The following is a 24,305-nucleotide window of genomic DNA, read 5'->3' on the forward strand; positions in this document are numbered from 1 at the left end:
TTAATAGGTTATGAAAATTAGAATATTTTTAGTTAAAAACTGTACTTTATTAGGATAAATTCACTTACAAAGCAGATCTAGGTTGACATATAGACGTCTATACGGCAAATTGGCGACATGAAAACTATTACAAGCACTATCGACACAATGATTATTACCATCCGTATGCTGATGGTCGTCGGGTAGTGTGAGTAGAAAAAGATTCACAAAAGCCCGCCCTAAACAAGCGGGCTTTTTTTTGGACTTCTCTAAAGTGAGAAGCAACGGGAGTAAAACATGAAGGTGATGAAATTTGGTGGCAGTTCTCTTGCCGATGCAACGCGTTATTTACGCGTCACTGATATTGCGTTGGATTGCCATCAAGCTGAAGGGGCGGCAGTTGTTTTATCTGCACCGAAAGGTGTGACCAATGCCTTATCTTTACTTTGCGAACAAGCTGCGAGTCAAAGTGACTATGGCGAATTGTTGGCTAAGTTGCGGATGACACTACAAGGTATTAACGATGAGCTAAACGAAAAGCTTACAGGTTACCCTCATGCAACATTAGAAACCTTTATTACTGAACGGTTACTATGGTTAAGTCGTCAATTAGAAGGCTTTACTTTGCTGGGCTGTTCGCCGGATGCTATTTCTGCTGCGATTTTAAGCGTAGGTGAATATGTCAGTGTTAACTTTTTACAAGGCATAATGCAAAGTAAAGGAGTTTCGTGTGCCATTGTTGACCCTGTTAATTACGTTATCGCTGAAGGGGATTACCTTGACAGCATCGCGGACGTGAGTTTAAGTAAAGCGCAGTTTGGCGATGTAGATAAATCAGGCAAAACCCTGTTGATCATGCCCGGATTTGTTGCAGCTAATGAAAGCGGCGAAAAAGTGACCTTAGGACGCAACGGTTCTGATTATTCAGCGGCTATTCTTGCGGCGTGTATCGATGCATCTTGTTGTGAAATTTGGACAGACGTTGATGGTGTATATAACGCCGACCCCAATCAAGTTGAAGGGGCGGTATTGATGGATAAGTTAACTTATCAAGAAGCCATGGAATTGTCTTACTTTGGTGCCAAAGTGCTTCACCCGAAAACCATTGGGCCGATCGCCCAGCATCATATCCCATGCTTAATTAGAAATACTTTGAATCCCGCTGCTCCAGGTACACTTATTAGCCAAGAAGCCAGCACCGTTTGGACAAGTGTGAAAGGAATTTCACAGCTAGATGACGTGGTTATGTTTAATGTTGCGGGACCTGGAATGAAAGGTATGGTTGGCATGGCGAGCCGTGTATTCGAGGTTATTTCGAATGCAAACATTTCGATTACTTTAATTACTCAATCTTCGTCGGAATACAGCATTTCATTTTGTATTCACAGCAAAGATGCTGAAAAAGCGCAGTCTTTGTTAGAAGATGCCTTCGTACTCGAACTCACCAACAAGTTGCTCGACCCAATAGAAATACGTAAAGGTTTAGCTATAGTGACCTTGGTAGGCGACGGAATGAAGCACACTAATGGTCTTGCTGCTCGTTTCTTTAACGCATTGTCTCAAGCGAGAGTGAATAACGTTGCTATAGCTCAAGGCTCTAGTGAGCGTTCAATCTCAACTGTGGTTGAAGCTGATAAAGCGAAAAAAGCAGTTCGTGCAATTCATCAAAACTTCTTTTCAGACCGTCATACTATTGATGTGTTTTTGGTGGGCTGTGGAACAGTGGGCGACGAATTGTTATCACAGTTTCATCGCCAGCAATCGTCGTTATTAGCAAAAAACATTCAACTTAGAGTGTACGGTATCGCTAATAGCAAGCAGCTCCTATTAAACAATTCAGGTATTGATTTAAGTAGCGATTGGAAAGCAGAATTAACCCAATCTGAAGATGGGTTAAGCCTGGCAGCACTGCAGCAATTTGTTAACGACAATAGTTTGGTGAATCCAGTACTGATTGATTGCACTAGTAGCGGTAAAGTGGCAAGTCAGTATGTGGATATGATGAATGCAGGTTTTCATGTTGTGACTCCAAACAAAAAAGCCAGCACTGATACCATAGAGTACTACCGTGCACTTCAACAAACTGCATTGAAAACCAATAGACAATATTTGTATGAGACAACTGTTGGTGCTGGTTTACCCGTCATTGATAACTTCCAAAAGCTATTATCTGCAGGTGATGTTTTGCATAAGTTTGACGGTATTTTATCAGGTAGTCTTTCTTACGTATTTGGAAAGCTAGAAGATGGTATGACGTTATCAGAAGCCACATCTACAGCTAAATCTAACGGCTATACAGAACCAGATCCTAGGGACGATTTGAGTGGAACTGATGTTGCGAGAAAGCTCCTTATCTTAGCGAGAGAATCAGGCTTAGAGTTAGAGCTTGACGATATTGAAGTTGAGCCTATTTTGCCTCAAGGCTTTGGTGGCGATGATGATATAGAAAGCTTTATGGCCCGTTTACACGAATGTGATGAGGCGTTTGCAAAACGAGTTGCTCAAGCGAAAAGCGAAGGCAAGGTACTGCGTTATATTGGTCAAATAGAAGGCAGTCGTTGTAGTGTAAGTATTGAAGCTGTTGAGCCAGAGCATCCATTAGCAGCCATCAGAGATGGTGAAAATGCATTGGCAATTCACAGTGAATATTACCAACCCAAACCTTATGTTATTCGAGGCTATGGTGCGGGAGCAGCAGTAACTGCAGCTGGCGTGTTCTCTGATGTATTGCGCACGAAACCATGGAAGCAGGTGTAAGTTATGTCTAAACAAGCTTCATCAACCACAGCATTTGCGCCAGCGAGCATTGGTAACGTTAGTTTGGGTTTTGATTTATTAGGCGCCGCACTGAAACCTGTTGATGGTACGCAGTTAGGCGATACGGTTACTGTATCTGATGCGAGTGAGGATTCGCTGAGTGTAACGGGGCGTTTTGCTGACAAGTTACCACCAGAGCCAGAAAAAAATATTGTTTTACAGTGTTTACATTTTTTTAGAGAAAAAATGCAAGCCCAAGGTAAAACTGTACCTAAACTTGCATTGGCACTTTCCAAAAATTTACCCATTGGAAGTGGCCTAGGTTCAAGTGCTAGTTCTATTGTTGCAGCGTTTGCTGCGTTAAATTCTCATTTTGACTCCCCTTTTGACCAAGATACGTTATTGTTAATGATGGGCGAATGCGAAGGCAGAATCAGTGGCAGTATTCACTACGATAACGTAGCGCCAAGTTACTTAGGCGGCATGACATTTATGACTGGGGTTGAGTCTCCAGTTTCTTTGTCATTACCTCTGATGAAAAATTGGTACTGGACTGTGTGTTATTCAGGACTGTCGGTGTCTACATCGGCGGCGCGAGAAATTTTGCCAAAAGAAGTAGCGCTTAAAGATGCCTTGGTTTTTGGTAAGCAGTTAGGTGTGTTTGTACACGCCTTACATCAACAAGACGCAAGTTTGGCTGCTCAAATGATGCATGATGTTATCGCAGAGCCCCATAGACAAAAATTACTTCCTGGCTTTGCGGAAGCTAGAGATGCGGCAAAAGAAAGTGGCGCCTTGGCCTTTGGTATTTCAGGGTCAGGTCCAACGGTTTTTGCAGTAACAGACAACGAACAAAACGCCAATGAGATAGCACAGTGGTTGCGTACTCATTATGTAAAAAATGAAACTGGATTTAGTCATGTGTGTCGTATTCCCGAGCATGGCATAGAAATCCATCAATCGTAGTAGGAAGGCACAGTGGAATTAGTCAATTTAAAAGACCCACAAGAAATTGTAAGTTTTAAACAAGCCGTTAAAAAAGGGCTAGGAAAAAATCAGGGACTATTTTTCCCTGAAGGATTTACTCCTCTTAGTGATATTGATGCTTGCTTAGCGTTATCTTTGCAAGAGCGAAGTGCATTGATTCTCAAGCACATCATCGGAGACGAATTAACGTCAACTGAGATTGAAAATATAGTTAATCAGGCTTTTAACTTCCCAGCACCTGTAGAGCAAGTGACTGAGAATATAAAAACCTTAGAGCTTTTTCATGGACCAACCTTAGCGTTTAAAGATTTTGGTGGCCGTTTTATGGCGCAAACGTTATCGCATATTAGCGATGGCGCACCTATCACTATTTTAACGGCAACATCGGGCGATACCGGTGCGGCAGTGGCTCATGCTTTCCACGGAATTGATAACATTAATGTTGTGATCTTGTTCCCTGAAGGAAAAATTAGCCCGCTACAAGAGAAGTTATTTACTACTCTTGGTGGCAACATTCATACCTTTGCGATTGATGGTGATTTCGATGCATGTCAGGCTATGGTTAAAACCGCATTTGACGATGCAGAAGTGCGAGATGGATTACATTTAAACAGTGCGAACTCTATCAATATAAGTCGTTTACTTGCGCAAGTGTGTTATTACTTTGAAGCATTCTCACAAATCGACAAAAATGACCGTGATAAGGTTGTGTTATCCGTGCCTAGCGGTAATTTTGGTAACTTAACCGCAGGTATGATAGCAAAAGCACTGGGTTTACCCATTAAACGCTTTGTTGCTGCAACTAATGCTAATGACACTGTGCCCCGCTATCTTAAAACTGGTGAGTGGGAGCCAAATGACACAGTGGCTACTATGTCAAACGCGATGGACGTTAGTCGTCCAAACAACTGGCCTCGTATCGAAGCCATGATTGAGCGCGGTATTATTGATGGAGCTTTGTTAAATGGCGTGGCTATTGACGAAGAATCAACAATGATTGCGATGAAAGAGCTGGCGAACAAAGGCTATATCAGTGAACCTCATGCTGCAATTGCTTACAAAGCCCTTGAGCATACTCTTGAAGACGGCGAAGTGGGGCTGTTTTTAGGCACGGCTCATCCAGCTAAGTTCAGAGAAACAGTTGAGAATGTATTGGGCAACCCTATTGCGCTGCCTGAGCCATTGGTTAAGTGTTCTGTGGAAAAGAGCCTTGATGAGAGTTTACCGAACGATTATCAAGCGTTGAAAGCCGCTATGTTTGAAAGATTGGCAAAATAATAATGCCAAATTGGCAGGACGCACTTAAGCAAGAAAAGTCAAAAGCCTATTATCACAGTTTAATGGCTTTTGTTGCTTCGGAGCGCTCTGCTGGTAAAAAAATATACCCTCCAGATGACGATGTATTTAATGCGTTAACACTCACTCCCCTTGATAAGGTGAAGGTTGTTATCTTGGGTCAAGATCCCTACCACGGCCCAAACCAAGCCCAAGGGTTAAGCTTTTCTGTGGGTAAGGGCATTCCTCATCCTCCTTCTTTAAAAAATATGTTTAAAGAACTCGAACAGGATGATGTTGATTTTCAAACACCCGTTCACGGCGATTTAACCCCGTGGGCTAAACAAGGTGTTTTATTGTTAAACACTGTGCTTACAGTAGAAGACAGCCAACCAAACTCTCACGCCAATAAAGGGTGGGAGGAATTCACCAACAGTATACTTGACGCAGTAAATGACCATACTAAGGGAACGGTCTTTTTACTTTGGGGTGCTCATGCTCAGAAGAAAGCCAAGCGTATTTCTAACAATACGCATTGTATTCTCAAAGGGCCACACCCGTCACCTTTATCGGCATACAGAGGCTTTTTTGGCTGTAAACATTTTAGCCAAACCAACGCACTATTAGCTGACCAAGGTAAGTCACCAGTAAATTGGAACTGCCTAAACTAAAAAAGGCCGCCTATAACAAAGCGACCTTTCTTTTATCGTTCAGAGACTTCGAGTTCGTACTCGTAGTCCATATCGAATTCGGCTAATTCTTTTTTTAGCTCGAAGCGATCTTTTATCGCTTCGATTTCACGCCATTTGCGTTTTTTACTTTTTGTTTTGACTGGGCGAGCTTCAATATCTAATGTTGAAAAAAGATCGGAATTATCCACGTAGATCTCCTTGTTGATACCGCTTACTTCGTTGAAGTAAATTGAGAATTTTCAATTTACTTATTACTTTTTAACACAACAAAATGAAAATAACACGAATTGGTTTACTTTTTATTAACAAATAGTGACAAGTAAATGACAATTCTAAGACTAAGGTACAGCGAGGAGAGTGGAGGTTGAGCAATTTTTGAGACGCTAAGTAACTTAATTTAACGAAACTTAGCGCCTAACACAGCCCTTAAAGTGGGTTTGCGTCTTGAAATTGCTTTATTAACGAGGAAGTTGATGTATCGAATGTTGAAAGTGGCGTATCGCCATTCAAACCATCTAATACTCGACTGCCTAGTACTTTACCTAACTCAACGCCCCATTGGTCGAAAGAGTTAAGCCCCCAAACAACACCTTGAACAAATACCTTATGCTCATACATTGCAATTAGTGCGCCCAAAATTTTAGGAGTGAGTGCATTGAAGGTAATTGTTGTGCTGGGTTTGTTGCCCGGCATGGTTTTATGTTGCGCTAATTCTTTTTGTTCAGATGCAGAAAGTCCTTTATTTTCAAGGTCTTTATAACATTCTTCGAATGACTTACCTTGCATTAATGCTTGGGCTTGACCGAAACAATTTGATGCCAACATAGCGTGGTGTTGGTGGTTAGTATTCTGCGCAGTTAACGGAAATATAAAGTCGATAGGCATGCAACCTGCACCTTGGTGGATCAATTGGTGAAAGCTGTGCTGCCCATTTGTGCCTTCACTTCCCCAAATTATTGGCCCCGTTGGATAGTCTACTCTTTGCCCTGTAATATCGACTTGCTTGCCGTTACTTTCCATGTCCAATTGTTGAACATAGGCTGGCAGGCCGCGTAAATAATGGTAATAAGGCAGTAACACCTGAGATTGCGCATCAAAAAAGTGTCTGTACCATATTCCTAGGCCGGCCAAAATCATGGGGAGGTTTTGGTCTGCCGGAGCATTTAAGAAATGGGTGTCCATTTCAAATGCACCTTCTAATAGGGCGTCGAAATGCTCAAAGCCCAGCGCAAGTGCTATGGGTAGGCCGATAGCCGACCATAGTGAGTAACGCCCGCCAACCCAATCCCACATAGGGAAAATGTTGTCAGCATCGATACCAAATTCTACTGCGGCCTCAACGTTGGAAGATATGGCGATAAAATGCAAAGAAACATCATTTTGATTTCCTCCACTTTTAATAAACCAGTCTTTTGCAGTTAAAGTGTTTTGCAGTGTTTCTTGAGTAGAAAACGATTTTGATGACATCACGACAAGGGTTTCTTCGTGATCTAAGGTATCGAGTACATCGTGAATATGACAGCCATCGACATTGGCAACGAAATGCACTTTTACGGCATCAGTTTGATAGGGCTTAAGTGCTTCAGTCATAATTTTGGGCCCTAAAAAAGAGCCGCCAATGCCAATTGCAACAATATGCTTAATGGGTTTTCCTGTGTAACCTTTATGACTGCCAGTATGTATACTTTCAACAAAGTCTTTCATTTTTGCTAACGTATCACGAACGTCTGGCATAATATCTTTGCCATCTACATAAATGGGATCTGCACCTTTGTTACGCAATGCTGTATGCAGCACAGCTCGGCCTTCGGTAGTGTTAATCACCTCGCCTTGAAACATTGCATTGCGCTTTTCTTCTACGTTTGACTGTTGAAACAAAGACGTTAGTGCGCCAAACACTTCATCATCGATAATGTTTTTAGAAAAATCGATGTTCAAGCCAGATGCAGACACCTTATAGCGCTGAGCTCTTTCGGGATCAGCTACAAACATGTCGCGCATGTGAGATGATTTAATTGCGTTTGCTTTTGCGGTTAACGTTTCCCAAATAGGTAAATCGGTAAGCATTATAATAAGTCCTTTAGTTGAACTTCTAATTTGCCTTGGTCGATAGCAAAGTTGCGTATGCCTTCTGCTAATTTCTCTGTGGCCATAGCGTCTTCATTCATATCCCAACGAAATTCCGTCTCAGTGAGTGGGGCTGGAGCGGCTTCTTGTGCTCCATTGTCCACCAATTGCGTGGTTAAAGGCTCATTGAGGTTGGCTAACTCTTCTAGCAATTGCGGACTGATTGTAAGTCTATCGCACCCAGCTAACGCTTGAATTTCGCCTACATTTCTAAAACTTGCACCCATAACAACTGTGCTATACCCGTGAGTTTTGTAGTAATCGTAAATTTTAGTGACTGAAATAACACCAGGATCTTCCAAGGAAGCGTAGCTTTCAGTACCCGTTTTCGCCTTGTACCAATCTAGAATACGTCCAACGAAAGGAGAAATAAGATACACACCTGCTTCAGCGCAGGCCCTTGCTTGAGCAAAACTAAACAACAAAGTGAGGTTACAATTAATGCCTTCTTGTTCTAATTTTTCAGCGGCTTTAATTCCTTCCCAAGTAGAGGCTATTTTGATTAGGATACGAGACTTTTCGATACCCGCATCGGCGTATAACTGTATTAGTCTATGAGCTTTGTCTATTGTCGCTTGAGTGTTATAAGAAAGCCTTGCGTCAACTTCTGTTGATATACGTCCAGGAATAAGTGCACTGATTTCTTTACCAATCAATACGGCTAACATGTCACTGGCATCTTCAATTTGCGTTGCAGTGTCGTTTGATTGTTGCTTCGCCCAAACAATAGACTGCTCGATAAGATTTTTGTATTGAGGTAACGCTGCTGCTTTTAATAGTAATGAAGGGTTTGTTGTGGCATCTACGGGTTCATATTTTTTAATCGCTTCAATATCGCCAGTATCGGCAACGACTGTGGTAACTTGTTTTAGTGCGTCTAATTGGTGCGCCATAAAATACTCTCTAACTCAATTCAAAAAAAAATACAGCCAAACCATTTGGTCTAAACTGTTTTGATACTGTGATGGTATACTCTCTTACTAATAAAAACCACTGGAAGCCTTTATGATCATTGTAGTATCGCCAGCAAAAAACTTGGATGTAGAGACCCAAATTCCTACAGATAACTTTTCTCAGCCCGTTTTGCTCGACAAAGCCAGTCGCTTAGCAGAGCGTTGCAAGGATTTGTCTCCTGCTGATTTGAGCTCTTTGATGTCGATTAGTGACAAGCTTGCCATATTAAATGCTGAACGCTTTAACAGTTTTACGACCCCTTTTAATAAAGATAATGCCCGTCAAGCCATGTATATTTTTAATGGCGATGTTTACACAGGGCTTGACGCTTATACGTTAACGGAACAAGACGTTGAGTTTGCACAAGGGCATTTGCGCATTTTATCTGGGCTGTATGGTGTATTACGTCCTCTGGATCTCATGCAGGCTTATCGATTAGAAATGGGCACTAAACTCGATACGGATAGCGGCAAGAATCTGTACGAATATTGGGGGGACACAGTTGCTGAAACATTGAATGTGTCTGCTGAAGAAAGTGGTTCAACAACACTGATCAATTTAGCTTCTAATGAATATTTTAAAGCGGTTAAAAAACAGGTTTATAAAGGGAATATCATCACGCCAGTTTTTAAAGACTGTAAAAATGGCACTTATAAAGTGATTAGCTTTTATGCCAAAAAAGCTCGAGGCTTGATGGCGCGTTACATTATTCAAAATAGGCTAACCCAAGCTGAAGACATTAAAGGGTTTACCGAAGCGGGTTACTATTACGATGAACAATCTAGTACGGCTGCTGCGCCGGTTTTTTTAAGAGATGAAAACGGGCAGTAAAGAGTAATTAGAAAGGAAGTACATTGGCTGGATAAACTTAGACTTAACGTACTATTTCATACTCTTTAAAGTAGATGTAGCTGTATTGCTTTTACTGCGGCTGCAGCCTTGTTTGTGACATCTAACTTTGTGATTAAATTTGCGATGTGAAAATTTACGGTGCGCTTGCTGATACTAAGTATTAATGCTGTTTCGTCGGAGGTTTTGCCGTCACAGCACCATTTCAGTATTTCAGTTTCTCTGGGAGTTAGTTTTATTACACAGTGTTTATCGATTTTTGGAAGCTGTATTTCGGTATAGGCAGCCTGAAAGGTGCTACTTAAGAGCAATAGGTGACAAGAGTGAAAAGGTGAAATTGCTGATTTGTCATTGCGAGATATGGTTAGCATACCTGTTGTATTGGGCTTAAGGTTAGCTGATTGAGCCCAGCCAGATTGTAGGCCAAAAGATTGGGCGTCTTCCCAAAATGCTTTTTGTTTTCCAGTTTGTTTAGGAGTCCAAGCAAAAGGGAGCGATGTATTTAAGCCATGCTTTACAGTTGGATCAATATTTATATAGTTACTATCAATGTATTTTGATTGCCAAGCTTTTGGATAGTTGTTTTTCAAAATAAATGTCGGTTTGCTTACAGGGTGAGCTAATTGAACTCCATACGCCCAGTAATTAAATTCTAAGTATTCTGTGGCTGAACGTAAATGTTTGAATAAATCAATGTCATTTGATGAATGGGATAGCTCTTGAATGATTTGAAAAAATAAAGCCGAGATATGTACATCCATAATACTTCCGTTCTTTATAATGTTAATTTGAATTTTTTAGTCAAATTTAATGAGAGAATTACGGGCCATGTAGCTAAGAAATCCAGTTTAAATTTCGAGAATTAAAAGTTTTATATCAATTAGGGGGGATGTTGATAAGTGTGAGTAAGACCAAAGAATCTATTTATGGGATAGTCTACTATTTGCAAATTTATACATACTCGATGAGCTAAAATAAACGTTATCATCCATCCAATATACCGCTAAACGAGAAAGTTATAATTTAGTGTTAACAACAAACACTTTTTTAAACCTGTTATTTTTAGCAGGAGCAATATTTCACCTTAAACCTTTACAACTAATCCTCATTATTAGATGGTTTTGACGCTCCGAAGTCAGAAGATGTCTGGGAACTTTCTCGGTTTACAAGTATGAACCTTCAAGACGAGTATTGCGATGGAAGTGGGCAGTTAACTGGGCAAGTTACTGAGGAATTGCTTAGAGAATCATTTTGTATAGCGCAGAAATATGGAGCCAAAGCCATTGTAAGTGTTTCTTCAGTAGGAATTGAACGTTTGTTAAGGTCTATGGGTATACAGAGTAATCGGTTAGGGACTCCGATGCGGCTTAATGGGTATGTTCTCGTCGCGTGTTATGTTGACCTTAATGTCTTAGGCGTTGTCTTACCACTACATCCGATTTTTTATTGTAGTTATATGAATTATTAGCCTGTTATTTGTGTCAGGTTTTTTCGTTTTGCGTTTGTTATAAACTAACTTTACGCTGGAAACCCTAGTCTCAACATTTGTGTCCATTTAATTCGGTACGAGGCAAACTGTAATAATGGTCTGAATTTTCGGCATGCTGTTTGCTCGATTTAAGTATCAGTAAAAATAAGCGGCTATATAAGGAAGTAATAATGACTATTAATGGTTTTAGTACAGCTAATGTATCAATCTATTGTAAACAAAAAATTTTAGCGCCTTATTTTGAGAGTGCGTTATGATTACATTTGCGAAAATTCCAATAGGTACGTTGTATAATTCGCTGCCGAATAAGTCTAATCAGGATTTAGATCGCTCCGATAATAATATCGAAACTCAGGATCAAAGTGCGGGCGAAGTTTTATCTGATAAATCTATTGATACCGTTTCTATTTCTAGTGCAGGACAAGCTTCGTCAAACAGTGCTCTTGTCAGCAGTTCTACACAATATTATGAGCAATTTATGCCTACGTACGATGGTTTTTCGGCAAAAAATATTGCTAGCGGTGTATCTGAACCGGGAATAGAAAGTTTCTCTGCAGGTAAAAATTTCGAACAAGTCGCTATTGATGCTCGGGCCAGTTTAGATAAAAATTATGACCGACTTGAAGAAATTGGCAAGCCGTATAGCGTTAATTCATCGAAAACCATAGACAGGAATTCTTTGATTGGTGAACTTGACCGAAGGGCTTTATACGCTGTCGCTAGTAATGAGGGCGGTTTATTCACAAAAAATGAGCAGGATGTTGCGCTTAGTAAGATGCGACAACAGCAGAGTTTGGCAATGGGGTTATATAGTGGGCCAACAAGTGAAAAAGATAAGTTCATTACCACGTTTGGAAATTTTTCCCAAAAGTTTAAATTAGGGATCGAATTTCTTGATGGGGTTAGCAAAGAAGAGCAAGCTGGCTCTATTGAATTTGCGTTTCAACGAGCGAGTTTACAACGTTCGTATGAGAACTCAGTTAGAGAAAATGGAGAAATTCCAGAGGATTTCAGTACAGACAACTCTTTAGTTAGGTTACTTTTCGATGCGTTGAAATTAGCTGAAACAGAGCTTGAAAGTAGTCAAACATTTGGCAACATCACTGATGCCGATGATTTGTTAAGGCAACCTTGGTTTGAAATTTATGCTGAAAGTCTTGAGAAGACAAGAGGACAGTATTTAGGCGATAGTTGATTTAATTAAGTCAACCTTAATCCTGTTTAAGAAAGGACGCTCAATAGTGCTAGAATTGCGAATTACTGCGTTGTAAAAACCAACAATAGAATAGCTATTACATGACTTTTATGCCTTGAACTTCACAATTCTAACAGCGTCGAGTGTTAAGATTAAAATTAGTCCTTTCACACAAACACTTGCACCAACTAAATAGTAATGGTCTTGAATATTAATACATACTGTCTTTAATATCTTTAATCACGTTTTTATCAATGGCTTCCACTTCTTTTTTCTGTAAATCTAAGTGACTAGACATCAATGAAGCTAATGTGGGAGCGTCTTGTGTATCTACTTTGTAGTCGTCTTGCCATACTTTGCCCCTCAAAATTGCTTTTGCACAGTGGCCGTAAGCCTCTTGTACAGTTATGACTAACGCCATTTGTGGCAATCTACCTTGTACTGAAAAACGGGCAAGAATATCTGGGTCGAAAGTAACTTGAGCGTGTCCGTTTACACGTAAAGTAATGGCTATATCAGGGATCATGAAAAGTAACGACACATGACGGGTTTCCATTATATTTCTTATGGTGTCATAGCGCCTATTTCCCGGTCTATCGGGAATAAGCAACTCACCTGAGTCCGCTACGGTAACAAAACCCGGAGCATCGCCACGAGGGGATATGTCTGTGCGCCCAGTGTTGTCGTAAGAAGAAATACAACAAAACGGAGATAAAGCAATAAACTCTTTCATGGGTTCGCTAATAAAGCTTGCTGCTTTTGCCCAAATGCTTTCTGTGGTCTCACCAAATTGCTCTCTTAACTGAGCTTCATTTTTTAATATATATTTATCGTCTATGTTCAGCCCTTGCATGCCGTGACCACCATTGTTAGGATTTAGAAATGTTAACTAATTAACATAAAACCCTAGCACAAAATGAATTTTTTTGTTTCATTCTCGCCTTGTCTAATTTCCGACCAGAGTGAAATAAAGAGTTTTCTATTAACCCAAGGGTTATTCTAGATGAAACGCCCAAACGGAGACTAAGATGAACCGTAAAGATGCACTTATAGGGGCGTTAGTGGCCGACGCCGCAGCCATGGGCCTTCATTGGATGTACGACCAAGATCAAGTCGCGGCAGTAGCGAAAACCGGCGACGTTCTTTTTCGCCAACCTGATGCCCAGACATATAAAGATAAGCGTGGATACTTTGCTCATGGCGTAAAGCGCTCTGGTGAACTGTCTCACTATGGCGAGTCCGCTCGGGTAGTTGGGCAATTGACGGCACAAAATGATTACTCTACTGAACAACATAGAATTGATTTTTTTGAGTCATTTGGTCCTTGTGGGAATTACTGTGGTTATGCTGACAAACCTACAAAAGTATTGTTAGCTAAAATGCTTGTTGAAGAAGGGGATATATCGGAGCCTTCTGGCATGGACGACAATCAAATGCCTGCGCTATGTGTTGTTCCAGGTATCTTCGCGTCTTCACAAGGCGTGGATGTTGCAGAAATGGCAGCGAAAGTAATATCAATTAACGCTGATGTGATTGAGTCGGTTAAAGCCGTATATCAGTGTCTTGAAGATATTAATGACGGCTTAAGCTTATCTAAAGCATTAGCTACGGCGGCTGAAAGCACTGAAGGCCCTGTGGGGAAACTGATGCAAGATGCACTTGTAGCTGATTTCAATGATATGCGTGAAACAGCGAAGAGCTTTGGTTTGGCGTGCTATATCGAGCATGCCATGCCGGTAGTGTGGTACATACTGAATAACTCAACTGATTTTGAATCGGCTATTCGCAACAATATTTTATGTGGTGGTGATAGCTGTGGACGCTCTATGGCATTAGGGGCAATTGCCGGTTTAGTCTTTGGGGTTCCTGAGCACCTTATTGAACGTATGGAAGATAAACGAGTACCCATTAATTTTTAATTTGGATCATTGATGTATAAAGAAAGCGGAAGAGGGGTAATACTTTCTTTCGCTTAATAAAGATAAAACTATCCAATACGACTAAATCACAGTATTATTAATGATAATAAGTCGTATTATATTTTGTCGCGTATGTTAATTTCAAGTGTTGTTCTATGGATTGGCTGCTTGCTGGTTTATCTTTCAAGTCCAAACCAGAAGTTACTCAAACATAGTTTACGCAAAAACCTCACCTATTTTTTTTCTGTAGGGTGTTTCTGTGTAAGTTGGTACGTACTGTTACCTAGTTATTCTGGTGTGATTGCTTTTATTATTATCGTTATTCAAGCGATGGTTATGCTACCTAGTACCGTTTTTATATTAAGCCATACAAAGCCTAGCCTGGCCTTATACTTACTTAGCGGTTGTGTTTTCTTTTCTTCAATTCACATTCTCGGTTTTACTTTATGATTTCTAAAACTATTGCCAGTGTTTTTGGTGGCTGTTTAGTGTCTATTTCAATTATGCTAAATGTAAACTACCTTGCGCCGGTTCCTTTTGATGTAAAGCTTTTAATTGGTGTGCTTATTTCTTTTCCATTATGGGTGGCAGCTATGGTGTGGGGGTATAGTAGTACTTCAGGTAAGCAAGCATGGAAAAAGTATGGATTTACTTTACTTATTTCAGTGAGCATTAATGCCTTTTTTCTTTTGGAGGCAAAATGAGTAAAGGGTTTATAAGACGTTTAACAGAAGCTCATAGCTGGCTTGGCCTGTGTATATCAGGTGTGCTTTTTGTGGTGTTTTTTGCCGGTTCAATTTCGTTGTTTAGAGATGAAGTAAAGCAATGGGCGCAGCAACCTCATTATCCTTTATCTGAAGTAGTAACGGTAAATAAAAAAATACTACCAATAAGTAAGGTTATTGATATCGCCAAAGATGGTGTGGAGCACATTGATCCCGAAGGGCGTATTACTCTTGATTCGCCTAAGAAACATTTACCTTATTTTGATGTAAGTTTTGAGCTTTTGGATGTTGAAGGCAAGGCGCAGCGGGTGAATTTTTTAGTTGATCCTTACAGCGGAGCCAAATTTGAAACTCATGATAATTTTGAGTTATCTGATTTTATATACGATTTGCACACAGAATTAAATATCCCTACTGGGACTTACATTGTGGGCTTCGTTACTTTGTTCCTCTTTTTCGCCGTGATTTCAGGTATTTTTATTCACGCTCGTAAATTGGTTACTAATTTCTTCAAATACCGCCACGACAATCAAACTCGAAGTAAATTGTTAGACATGCATAATGTTATTGGTGTTATGAGTATTCCTTTTACTCTTATGTACGCGATGAGCGGGCTCATTTTTAACCTTGTCATTATTTATCAAATCGCATTTGCTGTCGTGTTATACAAAGGCGATCAAGAAGCATTATTACACGATGCTGGCGTTCAAGTTGTTAATCCTGAGTGGCAAGGCAAGCCGCTAGGTACACATGAACTAGATACACTATTTGCTAAAACTTCAGAGCAATACGGTCAGGATCCTTACCTTACACAATTATTTAATTACTCAGATGATAGTGCTGTTGCTCGTTTCTTTGTGAGAGAAAAAAACAGCTTAACTAATATTAATGATATCAGCTACAACCTTAAAGATAGCACTGTTTATACACAATATGACGCTGAACATGGCAACGCACTAAGAGAAGGTTTAGGTGTGTTTTCAAGGCTACATTTTGCAGACTTTGCAGGTGTTGATATTCGTATTTTGTATTTCATCTTGGGGATGGGGGTGTGTGGTCTTATTGTGACAGGTAACTTATTGTGGATAAAAAAACGAGAGAAGCAACGTGGTCAATCTGCAAGAACATTAGACTTCGTAAAACGTTTTACGGTTTGGTCTGCGGGAGGCGTTGTGTTGGCTACTTCCGTTGCATTTTTCGTCGAAAGAGTTTTGCCTATTAGCTTGCTAAATCGCGCTGATTACATGGCAAGTAGTTTTGTGATAACTCTTGTCTTAAGTGCTGTAATGCTGTGCTTTAAATTTCGTAAGATCACACTACTAAGTTGGTTTTTGCGCGCTTCAGGGTGCTTATGTGTTGTAACTGTTGCATGTGGTTGGGTAATGTTTAGTGATGAAAACCTTATACTTTGGTCACAAGGAATAACGGATATTTTCGCCGTTGATATAGGTTTACTACTTTCGGCTACATTACTAGTATTCATCGGAAACAAACTGATTGATAAGACCTCTGAAACGAATAATTCAAACGTCGCAAAGGTAGCGGTGTCATAATTTAATTCTAAAAAAGGCTGGAAGATGGCTTCATTTCCAGCCTTTGAATACGCACTGAATCAAACTTGGTTAAAGTTATCAACCTGAATCCTGTTTAAGAAACGGCGCTCAATTCTAACAAACACTTGCACCATTCCTTCAACAAGATACAGGTTTATTAGTAAACAAGCTTCAATTTTAAGTTATCGACAACTTTGATTTCACCAGACTGTGTGATGGTGTTATTGTCTGGTTTTTGTCCTTTAGCACCCCATAACACGGCAATCAATTTCACAGGGTTGTCGGTGAACGTATTGTTTTTTAGGGAAACATTAACAATACCTCTGTTTTTTATCAGTATTTTCTCTTTTTGGTCTCCACCTGAATGAGTGACTGTATTGTTTTCAAATACTAAATTGCCACCAATGGTTGATTCATCATACCCACCTCGGTGGTAGTCCAAAATGACACCGTCTATATGGTCAAATTCAGTATTTTTTACAGTTAGAAACTCTACATTATAGTCACCCTTGTCTTTGGTCTCTTTGTTTAAAATAAAACCATTTTTAGTGTTTTCAATTATAGAATCAATAACAAGGATAGAGTCTGAAAAAGAGCCTTTAGAAACTTCAAGTACATTAATGAAGTTATAAATCTCACTATTTCGAATAGATAAATTGTAGGCTTTTGACATGTTTTTATCTAAAGTTGTAAAGGCGTTCTGTTTGTTGTTTCCTTTTAGAATTACATTATCTAAATACAAATACCCTTTGGGCTGCAGAGAAAATCCGGTGTGCTTGCTGTTAAAGTGTATTGTCGATTTATCATTTTTATCCGCAGAGCGAATATGAACTTCTTTGTTGATGGCAAGAGGTTGTTTTACAACGTATGTTGCTGATGCAAGGATGATTTCGTCACCAGATTTTGCGTCTTTAATCGCGTTTGCTAAGTCTTTTGATGTGTTAACTTTAAATGAAGTGGCTTGTTTTTCTGCTTTTTCAGTAATAAACCAACGTGTTCCGTATTTTGTTTTGTCAATGAGTGGGACATCATTACTACCTGCGCCAACAATAGCGCCAACATTATTGTTTTCTAATCGGGAATTGCCGAATAGGTCAGTAGTAATTTTATCAAAATCAAAGCCGTGATAAAGATCACTATTGCTTGTAGCTGGATAACTTAAATAGTGTGAGTGATTTATCATAGTCACGGCTTGAGTCGTGATCCCATCTTTTGCTATATCTGTTTTGTTGCTGTGATTTGAGATATTGTTCTTAAATGTTACACCGTCTACTTTGTCATAGTGGTAAATCGGGTACTCTGCGGGCTCTGTATTATAAATAAGGTTATTGGCAAAAATGGTTCTAATGGGTCTTGCGGAACGAATTTCTGATTTTGGTAACACGCCGCTTTGGTCAATATTCGATCCCACACTAAAGTGCCATGGTGTGGGTGAATCAATCCAAGAGTTATATGCAATAACAGCATCAGTGACTTGGTTGTAGCGATTAAGAGACGATTTTGGAATACCGTTCATCACAGCAATGGGGGCTCTGAACTTCTTACCAGTTAGTTTGTAAAAATAGTTATTGGTGATCCAATGACCTGTATTGATAACCCTGATACCACCAAAAAACTCCGACTCGCCATCGCCAATAAATACATTGCCGTCAATGGTTGCATAATTACCGTGGCGCAACACCAACGAACCTTCGCTTTTAAAGAAGATATTGTTTTTAAACTGATTGTAATTTGATTTACTTGAAATGATTTCTACTTCGCCGTTACAGCGGTCGAAAAAGTTATTTTCAACATTGGTAAAAGAAGGCGTGATAGACGTGCTGCTGTCACCAATTTGCATGGTTTCTCCATGAGGCCCTCCTTTTCTTGGTCTTGGGCCGAAGTGATTGTTTACTATTTGATGATAGTTGTTGACGTGTTGATTGCCCTTCAATTGCACCATAATTGTAGGTCCAAAATTAGATTTTCCGGCAATATAACTGTGGCTTAATTCATTGTGTTGACCCCAAAATTCTACCCAATGGTCAGTGACCTCACGGTCGAGCTGGGTGAATTCTTCAATTACGCTGTTGGTGACTTTCGAATGAAAAGCAATGCGCTCGTCGTCAATTTTGAACCGTATTACTTGTCTTGTAGGCGTGTAACCATTACGGAAGTGCAGTCCGTCAACAATAAGGTAAGTACCGCCGATTTGTAAATTCGACTTTCCTTCAATAAACACGCTGCCAGGCGTTTCGGCTTTTAGTGTAATCGGTTTGTCTTTGGTACCTTGTCCGTAAAATTTAATTTGGATGTCTTTATAGGTTCCATTTTTCAGAATGATATTGTCGCCTGCGTTTGCGTCTTTTATGGCGATTTTGAGTTCGTTAGTACCACCAACAAACCTATCTTTTGCTAGTGATAATTGACTCACTATCAGCAACGAAAATGTACTTATGACTAACAGTAGTTTATACATTTCTTTGTATTCCTTATGGCGATTATCAAAAGCTCGAAATCAGTGCTGTGTGTTATTAGAAGGTTAATTTCAAACATTATTATAACCTTGTTTTTTCTTAAATGAGTGAAAATAAAAATTGACTAAAATAGGTACAGATAGTTTGAAAAAGCGTTTTATTATTGTAGCTAATGTGTGAATTTTATTTTTGCAATATCTATTGTTATTGCCTATACCTTAAAGTGATTGGTTAATAGATAAACTAATATCGGATTTTTAATTCAGATTTTTGAAAAACCGTTTCCATTTTGATTAAGGCGTACTGATGTTTAATTTCTCAAAGACAAGTAACGATAATGCCGCGATAACAGAGGCTTTAGACCGCTCCCAAGCGGTTATCGAGTTCACTCCTCAAGGGAAAATACTCACAGCTAACGATAATTTCTTAAACACTGTTGGTTACTCTTTAGAAGAAATTAAAGGTAAGCATCACAGTATGTTTGTCGATTCCATAGATGCAAAAACTAGCGAATATGCGTCTTTTTGGTCAGGACTGGAGTCAGGGCGATTTAATCAAGGAGAATTTCGCCGAGTAACCAAAGAAGGGAAACGAATTTGGTTACAAGCAACGTATAATCCTATCTTGGGCTCTAATGGAAAAGTAGCTAAAGTCATCAAATTTGCCTCTGACATCACCGCTCAAAAAGTTAGCTCTGCTGATATGTTAGGTCAGATTCAGGCGATACATAAATCCCAAGCGGTAATTGAATTTGATACAAAAGGTAACATCTTAAATGCAAACAACAATTTCCTTGGCGCTATGGGTTATGCGTTACACGAAATTCAAAGTAAGCACCATTCGATGTTTGTAGAAAGCCATCATGCTCAGTCGGCTGAATATAAACAATTTTGGCAAGATTTAGCTGGGGGAAGTTTTAAAAGTGGTCGTTTTAAGCGTGTAGGAAATGGTGGGAAAGAAATTTGGATAGAAGCTACCTATAACCCAATTTTGGACAGTGATGGTAACGTATTCAAAGTGGTGAAATTTGCCTCAGATGTAACGTCGAACGTAGAGCAGGAGCGTCGGTTTAATCTATTGTCTCTGGTAGCGAATGAAACCGATAACTCCGTTATTATTACCTGTCCTAAAGGACTAATCGAATATGTAAATTCAGGATTTAGAAAGCTAACGGGTTTCACCGATAATGAAGTTCTTGGTAAAAAACCAAGTTCAATTTTGCAAGGTGAACGTACCAGTCAAGAGACAATTTCAGAGATTAGAGAAGCTCTGAAGGCAAGAATACCTTACACAGGTGAAATTTTAAATTATGACTGCCATGGTAATGCTTATTGGATTAGTTTAGCGATTAACCCAGTTTTTGATGAGCAAGGTACATTAAAGCGTTTCATATCTATTCAGGCTAATATTGATGAAACTAAAGGAAAAGCATTAGAAAATGCCATTAGGTTAGATGCCATCGGTCAAACTAATATAGTGATGGAATTTGATGCCGCAGGTACACTGCTGACATCAAACTCGTTAGCGTTAGAAGCGATAAAAGTAGGTGATGTAGAGCATTTAAGTAGACTTATCGGTAGTTTGAAGAGTAATGTTCAAACGGAAAGTTGGAATCAGGTTGTATCTGGCGAAATAGTGAATGCTGATATCAATTTACAGGACAAAGACGAAAAAACGGTCAGGTTATCTGTATCGATTTCGCCAGTAATGGATGTTGAAGGGCGATTAGAGAAAATATTGATGTACGGTTCTGACGTGTCTGAACGAAATGCAGTGATTTCCAATACCCATACGGCAATGAGCCAAGTAATGGAGAGAATAGGAAACATCATCAAAACTATCGATAGCATATCGAGTCAAACTAACCTACTTGCGTTAAATGCAGCTATTGAATCTGCACGAGCAGGTGAAGCAGGGCGAGGTTTTGCCGTTGTTGCTGATGAAGTAAGGAATTTGGCACAAAGTACCACAGAATCAGCAAAAGAAATTGGCGCTTTGATTGATGAGACTAAACAACACGTTGATCAGCTTTCTACCTATATGAACGGCTCTGAAGGTTAACCTTGAGCCAATTAATAGGGTGTTCGGTAACAATACTTAGCACCCGATTAATTTGAGTTACATTTTATCTAAAAGCAATTGAAATCTAGTTTGCAGATGTGTGCTGTATATGCATTTTGAAGTGTAATTTTTTTAATCCTAAATGCATAAAATAGAAACAAATTGAAAACAACAATACCCACTCTATCGCTATCCAGCCAAACAAATCTGGCGCAGCCATTAACGTAGACATCAGTGAATCTTGGTAATAGAAAAACCACTTGTGATTGTCTGGAAAAATAACGTCATGTAACCAGTAAAACGCCTTGGTCGGCCCCACGAAAATAACGCTTAAACCAATGACTCCAATAAAGCCTCCTACAGATTTTGTTTGACCTAAGAGGCTTGGAAATTGGTTGTAAGATTTGATGTGTTTAGCTAACAAGTAAGCCCATAACAGCACCATAACGACCATGAAGTAATATAAAATACGAATAAGATTAGCCACATCTTCAAGATGAAGAATTTCATCTTGGGTTAACAGTGTCTTTTCCGTATCGTCTTTTGTAATGAATGTAATTGTAGATAAAATTGTTTTATCTATATGAACGGCATAATTAATACGCTTAAATACACGAGTTCTTTCTATTTTTGAGGTGTTCTCGAACCCTTTTATATTTCGGTTTTGTGGGGCATAGCGCTCTATTTTTTGCTGAATTCCACCATGATCATGCCAAAAACCATATAAAAAATTACTCTGATAAAGTAAAAACCACGATATGGCGACTAAAACAAACATATTTGAAATGCTAAATAGCAGTGTAATTATTGTTTTTATTTGCATTAAAATAGTGTCACTAACTCATTCCGCTATGCAGTATAATATACATTAAATACTCAGTTTATAGTACGCCGTTGGAGTCATTTCACATTAACAGTCTCGTTACCTTTCGATTTTTGAACCTAGATAAATTACAAGCTATTACCTTAACCCATGAAATTAAAGGCTCAAGTTATCAACTAAACCTTAAAGGGGATAGGTATATTGGCGAGGTGATATTGGATGAACAGTTAAGCTGTTTAGACGACTTAAATATTTTTTATGTGCGCCAGCAAATCGCTATTGAAGATTGTGAAATACTCGTCCGTGTTGAAAGTTATGACATTTCGGGAGCAATCAGCGCCCCGAGTTATGTGAATAAATTACTCAAGCATATCGATTGTAAATTGAGTTTCGCTTATACCGTTTTAACGCCACAATAAAAGGAAGGTTTATGACCATTTCTACGTTACTCACTCAGCTGAATGAAGATGCGAATCTTATCCAATTTTCAGATGTCATTCAGGTAATTGAAGACACCTACAAGTATACGCCTACCAGTTTTCATAACGGTGATACTTTTAATCAAGCGGGTACGAATGAGGGGTCGTGCAAATTGTTTTATTTTGCAAAGCTAAACAATTTACCTGAAGCGCAAACTGTTGCGCTATTTGGTGATTATTACCGTAAAGATGTATTGCAGAATCCAGATGGGAGTGATCACGCGAATATCCGTAATTTTATGCGTAGTGGTTGGGCTGGAGTGAAATTTGAAGGAGAAGCCCTTAGTGCACTTTAGCCCTTAGGCATCTCTTTATTAATGTGCGCCAAATTAAGCGGCGTACGTATTTCTTTCGGCCATTAGGTCACTGTGATATTCCACAAACTCAACTTCGAAACCTGCTGGGTCTATATAATATAAATTTGTCCTGTAGGGTTCATCAGCGCCGTCTTTATCGGGCACAAAGCCAGCTTCTAATAGTCGAGTCTGCATCGCTTTAATATTGCTGACGACGAACGCAAAATGAGCTAGCCCTACTTGATGCCCGGTTAAGTCTCGATTACTTCCTTCGCCGTTATCACATAACACTATATAGTAATGTTCGTTGCCAAAATGTAGCCAACGACGAGGTTTTCCAAACCATACTTGTTCGCCTTCTCCCCGTATGACCCAATCGGGAAATGCTGCTCGGTAAAATGTTAATGCTTCGTCAATATTACTGACGGTTAAATTGATATGTTCTAAGTACATGTGAACCCTTATCGACATTGTGTGAGTAGATACTGTAAAACCTCATGTTAACTTGAGGTCAAGGCTTTATAGAGATAAAGTAAAAAGAACATGTGGCAATGCAACTGAATGAATATGGAAAATGTGAGAAATAGGTTAGGTGCAAATGAAGCGTTAACGGTAGGGGATGTCGCAAAGCGTTGTGGTGTTAAGGTATCTACTCTTCATTTTTATGAGAGCAAAGGGCTCATTCAAAGTACTCGTAATACAGGAAATCAGCGTCGTTACCACAAACAAGTATTACGTCGTGTTTCATTGATTAAAGCGGCTCAGAAAATGGGGATTACCTTAGCTGAAATTAAAATTCAGCTTGATACGCTAAAGGGGAAAACGGCGCCAAACCAAAAAGATTGGCAGAGGTTATCTAGTCATTGGAAAGAGAGCCTAAATCAACGTATCCAAAGTATGGAAAAATTACGAGATTATTTAACTGGGTGTATCGGCTGCGGCTGCTTATCGATGGAAGCATGTCCACTGTATAACGAAGATGACAAGCTTGCAGACAAAGGAACTGGGGCGGTTCTGATTGACCTTAAAGGTGATTAGTTTTTGTAGTGTCTAGCTAAATATTTAAATAAAGGCATCGTACAAAAAGAGTACGTAAAGAGCACAATGCCTTTGCGGGTTTTTACGCACTCAAAAGAGTTCGAAGTACATCATTCAACAATATTTGAAAAAACTGAAGCGCGACGATCGCAATCAAAATAGAAAAATCGAACCCACCTGTAGATGGAAGTATTTTTCTAATCGGGGCCAATAATGGCTCAGTCAATTGGTGTAATAAATACTCCACCGGTGAACTGCCTTGGCTAACCCAGCTTAATATCGCGCGTAAAAGAAGTACCCAAAAAATCAGTTGTAAGCCTTCTTTAATCACATCTATCACGGCTCCAACGGCTAGCGCTGAAATCGCGGGAAATCCACTCGAAAATAATGCATTTATAACGATTATTTTGACACTAGAGACGATTAACGCTAACACGACAATAGCCGTGTCTATGGGCCCAATAGAGGGGAGTACTCTGCGCATGGGCGCAAGAATTGGATGAGTAGCTTTTACTATTCCTTGGCTCAACGGGTTGTAAAAATCTGCTCTTGCGGCTTGTAGCCACAACCTAAGCAGCACTATCATTAAATATAAACCGAAGATGAAATCAATTAAAAAATACACCGCATTCATTAAGATAAGTCTCCAAA

The 24,305-nt window shown here is 39.5% G+C and carries 23 protein-coding genes; 14 read left to right on the forward strand and 9 right to left on the reverse strand.

Features of this window, described 5'->3' with window-relative positions; translation table 11 throughout:
- The first annotated feature begins 276 nt into the window (after positions 1-276).
- From thrA to ung, 4 genes are read left to right on the forward strand one after another with little or no spacing between them, the layout of a single operon-like run.
- Positions 277-2,736, forward strand: a complete 2,460-nt coding sequence (thrA, locus tag J3L16_RS11815; RefSeq protein WP_207613190.1) for a bifunctional aspartate kinase/homoserine dehydrogenase I — start codon at positions 277-279, stop codon at positions 2,734-2,736.
- A gap of 3 nt (positions 2,737-2,739) precedes the next feature.
- Positions 2,740-3,702, forward strand: coding sequence for a homoserine kinase (gene thrB / locus J3L16_RS11820; RefSeq protein ID WP_207613191.1), 963 nt, complete (start codon positions 2,740-2,742; stop codon positions 3,700-3,702).
- A 12-nt stretch (positions 3,703-3,714) separates the two neighbouring features.
- Positions 3,715-5,001: a threonine synthase gene (gene thrC, locus J3L16_RS11825; protein WP_207613192.1), complete on the forward strand. Its 1,287-nt coding sequence runs from the start codon at positions 3,715-3,717 to the stop codon at positions 4,999-5,001.
- 2 nt (positions 5,002-5,003) lie between these two features.
- Positions 5,004-5,669, forward strand: a complete 666-nt coding sequence (gene ung, locus J3L16_RS11830; protein ID WP_207613193.1) for a uracil-DNA glycosylase — start codon at positions 5,004-5,006, stop codon at positions 5,667-5,669.
- A gap of 32 nt (positions 5,670-5,701) precedes the next feature.
- On the opposite strand, the gene J3L16_RS11835 is transcribed toward ung, so the two are convergent.
- The 3 genes from J3L16_RS11835 to tal all read right to left on the reverse strand — a co-directional run bounded on the left by J3L16_RS11835 (position 5,702) and on the right by tal (position 8,710).
- The gene (locus J3L16_RS11835; RefSeq protein WP_207613194.1) at positions 5,702-5,878 is read right to left on the reverse strand and encodes a DUF3545 family protein; all 177 of its coding nucleotides are present in this window, start codon (positions 5,876-5,878) and stop codon (positions 5,702-5,704) included.
- 238 nt (positions 5,879-6,116) lie between these two features.
- Entirely contained in the window at positions 6,117-7,763 is a 1,647-nt protein-coding gene (pgi, locus tag J3L16_RS11840; protein WP_207613293.1) for a glucose-6-phosphate isomerase, read from the reverse strand.
- Entirely contained in the window at positions 7,757-8,710 is a 954-nt protein-coding gene (gene tal, locus J3L16_RS11845; protein WP_207613195.1) for a transaldolase, read from the reverse strand. The genes pgi and tal overlap by 7 nt, the downstream gene beginning before the upstream one ends.
- Positions 8,711-8,822: 112 nt before the next feature.
- Here tal and yaaA point away from each other — a divergent pair, with 112 nt between their 5' ends.
- Positions 8,823-9,602, forward strand: coding sequence for a peroxide stress protein YaaA (yaaA, locus tag J3L16_RS11850; protein ID WP_207613196.1), 780 nt, complete (start codon positions 8,823-8,825; stop codon positions 9,600-9,602).
- A 65-nt stretch (positions 9,603-9,667) separates the two neighbouring features.
- Here yaaA and J3L16_RS11855 read toward each other — a convergent pair whose 3' ends face one another.
- Entirely contained in the window at positions 9,668-10,381 is a 714-nt protein-coding gene (locus J3L16_RS11855; protein WP_207613197.1) for an autoinducer binding domain-containing protein, read from the reverse strand.
- A 410-nt stretch (positions 10,382-10,791) separates the two neighbouring features.
- Between J3L16_RS11855 and J3L16_RS11860 the strand changes: the two genes are divergently transcribed.
- A complete protein-coding gene (locus J3L16_RS11860; protein WP_207613198.1) occupies positions 10,792-11,088 on the forward strand; it encodes a hypothetical protein in 297 nt (98 codons plus the stop codon).
- A 274-nt stretch (positions 11,089-11,362) separates the two neighbouring features.
- A complete protein-coding gene (locus J3L16_RS11865; RefSeq protein WP_207613199.1) occupies positions 11,363-12,304 on the forward strand; it encodes a hypothetical protein in 942 nt (313 codons plus the stop codon).
- A gap of 211 nt (positions 12,305-12,515) precedes the next feature.
- Here the strand turns inward: J3L16_RS11865 and J3L16_RS11870 are convergent, their stop codons facing one another.
- Positions 12,516-13,157: an MSMEG_1061 family FMN-dependent PPOX-type flavoprotein gene (locus J3L16_RS11870; RefSeq protein WP_207613200.1), complete on the reverse strand. Its 642-nt coding sequence runs from the start codon at positions 13,155-13,157 to the stop codon at positions 12,516-12,518.
- Positions 13,158-13,332: 175 nt separating this feature from the next.
- Between J3L16_RS11870 and J3L16_RS11875 the strand changes: the two genes are divergently transcribed.
- From J3L16_RS11875 to J3L16_RS11885, 3 genes are all read left to right on the forward strand, one after another.
- Positions 13,333-14,223 carry an ADP-ribosylglycohydrolase family protein gene (locus J3L16_RS11875; RefSeq protein WP_207613201.1) on the forward strand — a complete coding sequence of 297 codons (891 nt, stop codon included), beginning with the start codon at positions 13,333-13,335 and terminating at the stop codon, positions 14,221-14,223.
- Positions 14,224-14,669: 446 nt separating this feature from the next.
- Positions 14,670-14,927 carry a hypothetical protein gene (locus J3L16_RS11880; protein WP_207613202.1) on the forward strand — a complete coding sequence of 86 codons (258 nt, stop codon included), beginning with the start codon at positions 14,670-14,672 and terminating at the stop codon, positions 14,925-14,927.
- Positions 14,924-16,501 carry a PepSY-associated TM helix domain-containing protein gene (locus J3L16_RS11885; RefSeq protein ID WP_207613203.1) on the forward strand — a complete coding sequence of 526 codons (1,578 nt, stop codon included), beginning with the start codon at positions 14,924-14,926 and terminating at the stop codon, positions 16,499-16,501. The genes J3L16_RS11880 and J3L16_RS11885 overlap by 4 nt, the downstream gene beginning before the upstream one ends.
- A gap of 157 nt (positions 16,502-16,658) precedes the next feature.
- On the opposite strand, the gene J3L16_RS11890 is transcribed toward J3L16_RS11885, so the two are convergent.
- Positions 16,659-18,959 (reverse strand): chondroitinase-B domain-containing protein, encoded by a 2,301-nt coding sequence (locus J3L16_RS11890; RefSeq protein WP_207613204.1) that lies wholly within the window; start codon positions 18,957-18,959, stop codon positions 16,659-16,661.
- Between the two features lie 304 nt (positions 18,960-19,263).
- Between J3L16_RS11890 and J3L16_RS16435 the strand changes: the two genes are divergently transcribed.
- Positions 19,264-21,018 carry a PAS domain S-box protein gene (locus J3L16_RS16435; RefSeq protein WP_207613205.1) on the forward strand — a complete coding sequence of 585 codons (1,755 nt, stop codon included), beginning with the start codon at positions 19,264-19,266 and terminating at the stop codon, positions 21,016-21,018.
- 85 nt (positions 21,019-21,103) lie between these two features.
- Here J3L16_RS16435 and J3L16_RS11900 read toward each other — a convergent pair whose 3' ends face one another.
- Entirely contained in the window at positions 21,104-21,796 is a 693-nt protein-coding gene (locus tag J3L16_RS11900) for a DUF1461 domain-containing protein (RefSeq protein ID WP_207613206.1), read from the reverse strand.
- Positions 21,797-21,954: 158 nt separating this feature from the next.
- Between J3L16_RS11900 and J3L16_RS11905 the strand changes: the two genes are divergently transcribed.
- Both J3L16_RS11905 and J3L16_RS11910 read left to right on the forward strand, forming a co-directional pair.
- Complete coding sequence (locus J3L16_RS11905; RefSeq protein ID WP_242698811.1) at positions 21,955-22,260, forward strand: hypothetical protein; 306 nt, start codon at positions 21,955-21,957, stop codon at positions 22,258-22,260.
- 11 nt (positions 22,261-22,271) lie between these two features.
- Positions 22,272-22,616, forward strand: a complete 345-nt coding sequence (locus tag J3L16_RS11910; protein ID WP_207613207.1) for a HopJ type III effector protein — start codon at positions 22,272-22,274, stop codon at positions 22,614-22,616.
- Positions 22,617-22,649: 33 nt separating this feature from the next.
- On the opposite strand, the gene J3L16_RS11915 is transcribed toward J3L16_RS11910, so the two are convergent.
- On the reverse strand, positions 22,650-23,069 hold the full coding sequence (locus J3L16_RS11915; protein ID WP_207613208.1) for a VOC family protein: 420 nt from the start codon (positions 23,067-23,069) through the stop codon (positions 22,650-22,652).
- A 108-nt stretch (positions 23,070-23,177) separates the two neighbouring features.
- Here J3L16_RS11915 and soxR point away from each other — a divergent pair, with 108 nt between their 5' ends.
- On the forward strand, positions 23,178-23,654 hold the full coding sequence (soxR, locus tag J3L16_RS11920) for a redox-sensitive transcriptional activator SoxR (RefSeq protein WP_278252853.1): 477 nt from the start codon (positions 23,178-23,180) through the stop codon (positions 23,652-23,654).
- An 82-nt stretch (positions 23,655-23,736) separates the two neighbouring features.
- On the opposite strand, the gene J3L16_RS11925 is transcribed toward soxR, so the two are convergent.
- On the reverse strand, positions 23,737-24,288 hold the full coding sequence (locus tag J3L16_RS11925) for a YggT family protein (protein WP_207613209.1): 552 nt from the start codon (positions 24,286-24,288) through the stop codon (positions 23,737-23,739).
- Positions 24,289-24,305 lie beyond the last annotated feature (17 nt).

Origin of the sequence: Alteromonas sp. 5E99-2 (assembly GCF_017368475.1) — a bacterium.
Taxonomy (GTDB): Bacteria; Pseudomonadota; Gammaproteobacteria; order Enterobacterales; family Alteromonadaceae; genus Alteromonas_F.

Coding starts and splice junctions, on each gene's coding strand:
- thrA (WP_207613190.1), top strand. CDS start 277: ATGAAGGTGATGAAATTTGGTGGCAGTTCTCTTGCCGATGCAACGCGT.
- thrB (WP_207613191.1), top strand. CDS start 2,740: ATGTCTAAACAAGCTTCATCAACCACAGCATTTGCGCCAGCGAGCATT.
- ung (WP_207613193.1), top strand. CDS start 5,004: ATGCCAAATTGGCAGGACGCACTTAAGCAAGAAAAGTCAAAAGCCTAT.
- tal (WP_207613195.1), bottom strand. CDS start 8,710: ATGGCGCACCAATTAGACGCACTAAAACAAGTTACCACAGTCGTTGCC.
- yaaA (WP_207613196.1), top strand. CDS start 8,823: ATGATCATTGTAGTATCGCCAGCAAAAAACTTGGATGTAGAGACCCAA.
- J3L16_RS11855 (WP_207613197.1), bottom strand. CDS start 10,381: ATGGATGTACATATCTCGGCTTTATTTTTTCAAATCATTCAAGAGCTA.
- J3L16_RS11860 (WP_207613198.1), top strand. CDS start 10,792: ATGAACCTTCAAGACGAGTATTGCGATGGAAGTGGGCAGTTAACTGGG.
- J3L16_RS11865 (WP_207613199.1), top strand. CDS start 11,363: ATGATTACATTTGCGAAAATTCCAATAGGTACGTTGTATAATTCGCTG.
- J3L16_RS11870 (WP_207613200.1), bottom strand. CDS start 13,157: ATGCAAGGGCTGAACATAGACGATAAATATATATTAAAAAATGAAGCT.
- J3L16_RS11875 (WP_207613201.1), top strand. CDS start 13,333: ATGAACCGTAAAGATGCACTTATAGGGGCGTTAGTGGCCGACGCCGCA.
- J3L16_RS11880 (WP_207613202.1), top strand. CDS start 14,670: ATGATTTCTAAAACTATTGCCAGTGTTTTTGGTGGCTGTTTAGTGTCT.
- J3L16_RS11885 (WP_207613203.1), top strand. CDS start 14,924: ATGAGTAAAGGGTTTATAAGACGTTTAACAGAAGCTCATAGCTGGCTT.
- J3L16_RS11890 (WP_207613204.1), bottom strand. CDS start 18,959: ATGTATAAACTACTGTTAGTCATAAGTACATTTTCGTTGCTGATAGTG.
- J3L16_RS16435 (WP_207613205.1), top strand. CDS start 19,264: ATGTTTAATTTCTCAAAGACAAGTAACGATAATGCCGCGATAACAGAG.
- J3L16_RS11900 (WP_207613206.1), bottom strand. CDS start 21,796: ATGTTTGTTTTAGTCGCCATATCGTGGTTTTTACTTTATCAGAGTAAT.
- J3L16_RS11910 (WP_207613207.1), top strand. CDS start 22,272: ATGACCATTTCTACGTTACTCACTCAGCTGAATGAAGATGCGAATCTT.
- J3L16_RS11915 (WP_207613208.1), bottom strand. CDS start 23,069: ATGTACTTAGAACATATCAATTTAACCGTCAGTAATATTGACGAAGCA.
- soxR (WP_278252853.1), top strand. CDS start 23,178: ATGAATATGGAAAATGTGAGAAATAGGTTAGGTGCAAATGAAGCGTTA.
- J3L16_RS11925 (WP_207613209.1), bottom strand. CDS start 24,288: ATGAATGCGGTGTATTTTTTAATTGATTTCATCTTCGGTTTATATTTA.